The 6608-nt window shown below is 74.3% G+C and carries 4 protein-coding genes; all 4 read left to right on the top strand.

Annotation, left to right across the window (positions count from 1 at the left end; all coding sequences use genetic code 11):
* Positions 1 to 2: 2 nt before the first annotated feature.
* The 4 genes from ACH4E7_RS32855 to ACH4E7_RS32840 are packed head-to-tail and all read left to right on the top strand — an operon-like array spanning position 3 to position 6550.
* A complete protein-coding gene (locus ACH4E7_RS32855; RefSeq protein ID WP_396252801.1) occupies positions 3 to 1298 on the top strand; it encodes a salicylate synthase in 1296 nt (431 codons plus the stop codon).
* Between the two features lie 26 nt (positions 1299 to 1324).
* Complete coding sequence (locus ACH4E7_RS32850) at positions 1325 to 2932, top strand: (2,3-dihydroxybenzoyl)adenylate synthase (protein WP_396252800.1); 1608 nt, start codon at positions 1325 to 1327, stop codon at positions 2930 to 2932.
* Complete coding sequence (locus ACH4E7_RS32845) at positions 2925 to 4757, top strand: ABC transporter ATP-binding protein (RefSeq protein ID WP_396252799.1); 1833 nt, start codon at positions 2925 to 2927, stop codon at positions 4755 to 4757. The genes ACH4E7_RS32850 and ACH4E7_RS32845 overlap by 8 nt, the downstream gene beginning before the upstream one ends.
* A complete protein-coding gene (locus tag ACH4E7_RS32840; RefSeq protein ID WP_396252798.1) occupies positions 4754 to 6550 on the top strand; it encodes an ABC transporter ATP-binding protein in 1797 nt (598 codons plus the stop codon). The genes ACH4E7_RS32845 and ACH4E7_RS32840 overlap by 4 nt, the downstream gene beginning before the upstream one ends.
* Positions 6551 to 6608: the final 58 nt, after the last annotated feature.

Below are 6608 nucleotides of genomic sequence, written 5' to 3'. Positions count from 1 at the left end.
TCGTGATACGGCACTACCAGGAATCCACCGTGCAGGGGCCGTTCGACCCGCTCGCGGTCGTCGCCCAGCTGACCGGTTCGGGGCTGCTCGGCGAGTACGTGGTGTACGAGCGAAGCGGGCGCTGGCACGTGGCCGGTGACGCGCTGGCTGAGGTCCGGGTCGATGCCCGGCACGTGCGCACCGGCGACGGCGAGGCCCGGGAGTGGTCCGGCACCCCGTGGCGGCGGGTCGCCGAGGCCCTGGAGAGAACACCGGTCGCCGACTGGCGCGCCTACGGGTGGGCCTGCTTCGAACTGGCCGCCCCGGACCGGCCGGCCGACGACCGGGTGCTCGCCCATCTCGTCGTCCCCCGGCTGGAGTTCGAGATCACCGCGGACCACGTACTGGTCCGGGCGGTGGACCCGGGCGAGCTGGACGAGGCACTCAAACTGCTCGCCGAACCCGCCGCCCGGCCCGAGCACCGGCCCGTCCCGGTCGACGTGCGCGCCGACCCCACGACCTACCACTGCGGGGTCTCCCACACGGTGGCCGAGATCGGGCGCGGCAGGCTGGAGAAGGCCATCGTCTCCCGCCCGGTACCCGTCCCGTTCCGGGTCGACGTGTGCGCCACCTACCTGACCGGCCGCCGCCACAACACCCCGGCCCGATCCTTCCTGCTGGACCTCGGCGGCTGGCAGGCCGCCGGGTTCAGCCCCGAGACGGTGGTCGAGGCGGACGCCACGGGCCGCACCTCGACCCAGCCGCTGGCCGGCACCCGGGCGCTCACCGGCGACCCCGACACCGACGAGGCGCTGCGCGCCGAGCTGCTGGCCGACCCGAAGGAGGTCTACGAGCACGCCGCCTCGGTCCGCCTCGCCGTCGAGGAGCTGACCTCCGTCGGCAGACCCGGTACCACCCACGTCACCGAGTTCATGGCGGTCAAGCGGCGCGGCAGCGTCCAGCACCTGGCCTCCCGGGTCGCCACCACGCTGGCCGAGGGCCGCACCGGCTGGGACGCGCTCGGCGTGGTGTTCCCGCCCGTCACCGCCTCCGGCATCCCCAAGGCCGCCGCCTACCGGCTGATCGCCGAACTGGAGGACCAACCGCGCGGCCTGTACGCCGGAACGGTGCTGATGGCCGGCGCCGACGGCTCGCTCGACGCCGCGCTCGTACTGCGCGCCGTCTACCAGCGCGACGGCCGGGCCTGGCTGCGCGCCGGCGCGGGCATCGTCGCCGGCTCGCGGCCGGCCCGGGAGTACGAGGAGACCTGCGAGAAGCTCGCCACCGTCGCCCCGTACGTCGTGCCCGCCGCCCACTGACCCACCGATCCCCCTGGAAGGGCCCCATGCTCGACGGATTCACCGCCTGGCCGACGGAGTTCGCGGACCGCTACCGCGAACTCGGCTACTGGCGGGGCCGCACCCTCGGCTCGCTGCTGCGCCAACAGGCGCTCGCCACGCCCGAGCACACCGCCGTGGTGGACGGCCGCCACCGCTGGACCTACCGCGAGGTCGACGACCGCGCCGACCACCTGGCCGCCGGACTGTACCGGCGCGGATTCACCGCCGGTGACCGGGTGCTGGTCCAGCTGCCGAACATCGCGGAGTTCGTGCCCCTGCTCTTCGCGCTGTTCCGGCTCGGCGCCGTCCCGGTACTCGCGCTGCCCGCGCACCGCGAGACCGAACTCGTCCACCTGGCCCGGCTGTCAGGAGCCCGGGCGTACGTGATCCCGGACGTCCACCTCGGTCACGACCACCGGGCGCTCGCCCGCACCCTGACGACCGAGGTGCCGGAGCTGCGCGAGGTGCTGGTGGCCGGCGAGCCGCAGGAGTTCACGGCGCTGGCCGAGGTGACCGCCGACCCGCTGCCGCTGGCCGGGCCGGACCCCTCGGACGTGGCGCTGTTGCTGCTGTCCGGCGGCACCACCGGCGCCCCCAAACTCATCCCGCGCACCCACGACGACTACCTCTACAACGCCACGGCCAGCGCCGAGGTGTGCGGCTTCGACGCCTCCACCCGCTACCTGGCCGCGCTGCCGGTCGCCCACAACTTCCCGCTGGCCTGTCCGGGCCTGCTGGGCACGCTGAGCGTGGGCGGCACGGTGGTCCTCACCCCGACCCCGAGCCCCGACGACGCCTTCCCGCTGATCGAACGGGAGCGGGTCACCGCCACCGCGCTGGTGCCGCCGCTGGCCCTGCTCTGGCTGGAGGCCGCCGACTGGACACCGGCTGACCTCCGCAGCCTGGAACTGCTCCAGGTCGGCGGGGCCCGGCTCAAGCCCGAGGCCGCCCGGCGGGTCCGCCCGGTTCTCGGCTGCGACCTCCAGCAGGTGTTCGGGATGGCCGAGGGCCTGCTCAACTACACCCGCCCGGAGGACCCCGAGGAGCTGCTGCTGGAGACCCAGGGCCGCCCGCTCGCCGAGCACGACGAACTGCGGATCGTCGGCCCGGACGACCGCGAGGTCGCGCCCGGCGAGGTCGGCGAACTGCTCGTGCGCGGCCCGTACACGATCCGCGGCTACTACCGCGCGCCCGAGGCCGACCGCGCCGCCTTCACCCCGGACGGCTTCTACCGCAGCGGCGACCTGGTGCGCCGGCTGCCCAGCGGCCACCTGATCGTCGAGGGCCGGGTCAAGGACGTGATCAACCGGGGCGGTGACAAGGTCCCGGTGGAGGAGGTGGAGAACCTGCTGCTCGCCCACCCGGCCGTACACGACGCCGCGCTGGTCGGGGTGCCGGACGACGTGCTCGGCGAGCGCAGCTGCGCCTGCGTGATCGCCCAGGGCGCCGCCCCCACCCGGGCCGAGCTGAACGCCCACCTCACCGGCCGCGGCCTCGCCGCGTTCAAGCTGCCGGACCGCGTGGTCGTGCTGGACGCCTTCCCCCGAACCGCCCTCGGCAAGGTCGACCGGCGTGAACTCGCCGCCCTGGTACGGGACTCGGACCATGGCTGAGCGCACGGAAGGCGGGCTGCGCACGCTGTCCGCCCTGGTGGCCACCCAGCCGGGCATCCGCGCCCGGCTGCGGTCGGCCGCCCTGCTCGGTGTGCTGGCCGGCACCGGGGCGGTCGCGGGCTTCGTCTGCGCCGCCTACGCCACGGGCGGACTGTTCGGCGCCGACCCGTCCTTCCCGGTCGGCTGGACGGTCGGTGCGCTCGCGGCGCTGCTGCTCTCCTTCGCCGCCCGCTGGCTGGCCGACCACCTGGCGCACGAGGCGAGCTACGAGTTCGAGGTCGCGCTGCGCCGCCAACTGGCCGACGCGCTGGCCCGGATGCCGCTCGGCGAGGTGCAGCGGCTGGGCTCCGGCCGGATCAAGAAGATCGTCCAGGACGACGTCAAGGCCCTGCACAACGCGGTGGCCGACGCCCTGCCGTTCGTCGGCTCCGGCATCGCCCAGCCGCTGGCCGCGCTGCTCGCCCTCGGCGCCGTCCAGTGGCGGCTGCTGCTCGCGGTGCTGGTGGTGGTCCCGGTGGCGATCGTCTGTATGTCGCTGCTGACCCGGGACCACGCCGAGCAGCGGGCCAGGTACAACGCCGCCAACGAGCGGGTCAACGCGGCCGTGGTGGAGTTCGTCCAGGGCATGCCGGTGGTGCGGACCTTCGACGACGGCCGCTCGTCGGTCGGCCGGTTCACCGCCGCGGTGCGGGAGTTCACCGAGGCGGTGGCCGCGTGGATCGCCACCTCGTGGGCCTCCGGGGTGGTCAACCAGCTGTTCGTGGTGCCGCTGCCGACGCTGTTGGTGGTGGCCGCCGCCTCGGTGCCGATGCGCGCGGCCGGCTGGATCTCCACCACCGAGCTGCTGCTCGCCCTGATGATCGGAGCGATGCCGGTCGAGGCGGTCGCGCCGCTGATGCACCTGGCCAACCACCTCAACGACGCCAAGGCGGGCGCGGTGCGGATCGCCGAGCTGCTGGCCACCGAGCCGCTGCCCGAACCGACCAACCCCCGCGTGCCGGAGGGCTCCGCGATCACCGTGGAGGGCGTCACCTTCCGCTACCCGGGCGCCGACCGGACCGAACCCGTCCTGGACGCCGTCGACCTGCACGTCCCGGCCGGGACGGTGTGCGCGCTGGTCGGCCCGTCCGGTTCCGGCAAGTCGACGGTGGCCCGGCTGATCCCGCGCTTCTTCGACGTCGACTCCGGGTCGGTGCGCATCGGCGGGGTGGACGTCCGCGACATCGCCGGGGACGTGCTGCTGCGGCAAGTCGCCCTGGTGTTCCAGGAGCCGTTCCTGGTCGCCGGAACGGTCGAGGAGAACATCCGGCTCGCCCGGCCGGAGGCCACCGACGCCGAGGTCCGCGCCGCGGCCCGGGCCGCCGCCGCCCACGACTTCATCGTCGGCGAGCTGCCGGACGGCTACCGCAGCCAGGTCGGCGAGCGCGGTTCCCGGCTCTCCGGCGGGCAGCGCCAGCGGATCACCATCGCCCGCGCGATCCTCTCCGACGCGCCGGTCGTCGTCCTGGACGAGGCCACCGCCTTCGCCGACCCGGAGAGCGAGGCCGCTATCCAGGAGGCGGTGGCCCGGCTCACCCGTGGCCGGACCGTCCTGGTCATCGCCCACCGGCTCGGCACCATCACCGACGCCGACCAGATCGCCGTACTCGACCGCGGCCGGATCGTCGAACGCGGCCGGCACGCCGACCTGCTCGCCGCCGACGGCCGCTACGCCGGGCTCTGGGCCCGCCACGACCGGGCGGCCGGCTGGGGGCTGTCCAGCCACGCCGCCAACGACCACGGCTCGAACGGCCACCGCACCACCGGAAAGGAGGCCGTCCGTTGAGGCGGATCCTGCGCCTGATGCTCACCGCGGCCGGCCCGTACGCGCCGCAGTTCCGCCGCACCCTGCGGATCTCGGTCGCGGCGAGCCTGGTCCAGGCGGCGGCGTACGCGAGCTTCGTACCGCTGCTCGCCGAGCTCACCCACGAGCCGGTGGACACCGGCCGGGCCTGGCTCTGGACGGGGGTACTGGCAGCCCTGGTGGCGCTCGAAGGGGCGCTGCGGGTCCGGGAGCTGGGCTTCACCTACGGCTACTGGCACCTGGTCACCGAGGCCACCAGGCTGCGGCTCGGGGAGCGGCTGCGGGCGATCCCGCAGCAGGAGCTGGCCCGCCGGGCGGCCGGCGACCTGACCTCGGTGGTCGGCGCCAACGCGACCGCCGCGGCCACCGCCGTGTCCACGCTGTCCACCCTGTTCGTCCAACTGGTGACCGTCCCGGTGGTGCTCGGCCTGGTGGTCACCCTGCTGGACTGGCGGCTCGGGCTGGTGCTCGCGGCGGCGGTGGGCGCGGCACTGCCGCTGGTCCGCCGAGTACAGCGCTCGTCCAACGCCGGCTTCCACGCGGTGGACGAGGCCGACGCGCGGACGGCGAGCCGGATCGTCGAATACGTGCAGGGCCAGCCCGTGTTCCGGGCCACCGGGCAGTCCGGCGCCGGCTCGCCCCGGCTGAAGGACATGCTCGCCCACCAGCACCACACCCAGTCGGCCGCGAACCGCTCGGCCGCCGTACCCCTGGCCGCCGCCCAACTCCTCGTCCGGCTGGCCCTGGTGGCGCTGGTCGCGGTCGGCGCCGCGCTGGTCCTCGACGCCCGCCTGTCCCCCGGGCTGCTGGTCGCCGTCGTGGTGACCGCCGCACGGTTCGCCGAGCCGCTGAGCATGGCGGCCGTGATGACCAAGCTGTTCGAGATGTCCGAGGCCGCGCTGGCCCGGGTGGACGAGGTCCTCCAACTGCCGTCCCTGCCGGTCGAACCGGGCGGCACCGAACCCAAGGGCTTCGAGCTCCGCTTCGAGCAGGTCACCTTCGGCTACGACGGGCAGGACCGGCCCACCCTACGAGAGTTCGACCTCACCGTCCCCGAACGCAGCCTGACCGCGCTGGTCGGGCCGTCCGGCTCGGGCAAGACCACCGTCACCCGACTCATGGCCCGCTACGCCGACCCGCAGCACGGCACCGTCCGGCTCGGCGGCGTGGACCTGCGGACCCTCGACCCCGACGAACTGCTGCGCCACATCGCCGTGGTCTTCCAGGACGTCCACCTCTTCGACGACACCATCCGCGCCAACATCGCGATGGCCCGACCGGACGCCACCGACGAGGAGATCGAGGCGGCGGCCCGCGCGGCCAACGTGCACGAGTTCGTCGACCGGCTGCCGCAGCGGTACGAGACCCGGGTCGGCGAGATCGGCTCGGCCCTGTCCGGCGGCGAGCGCCAGCGCATCTCGATCGCCCGGGCGATCCTCAAGGACGCACCCGTGGTCCTGCTCGACGAACCCACGGCCGCGCTGGACAGCGAGTCGGAGCTGGTGGTCCAGCAGGCGGTCGAGCGCCTGGTGGCCGGCCGGACCGTGGTGGTCATCGCCCACCGGCTGTCCACGGTGGTCGGCGCCGACCAGATCGTGGTCGTCGACGAGGGCCGGGTCACCCAGCGCGGCACCCACACCGACCTGCTCACCGAGCCCGACGGCCGCTACGCCCGAATGTGGGCGGCCCAGCAGGCCGTTCGCCATTGGCAGCTGCCTGGTGCCGAGATCCCGCCGGCGAGCGACCCCGCTGGCTTGCGCCCGGTTACTGGCTGACGGACCGTCGACCGATCGCCAAGACGCCGACTCGGGCCCGTCAAGCATGCACACGACA

The sequence above is a fragment of the Kitasatospora sp. NPDC018058 genome (assembly GCF_044327205.1).
Classification (GTDB): domain Bacteria; phylum Actinomycetota; class Actinomycetes; order Streptomycetales; family Streptomycetaceae; genus Kitasatospora.
The sequence above is the reverse complement of the archived record's forward strand: the minus strand, read 5'-3'. Positions and strand labels throughout refer to the sequence as shown.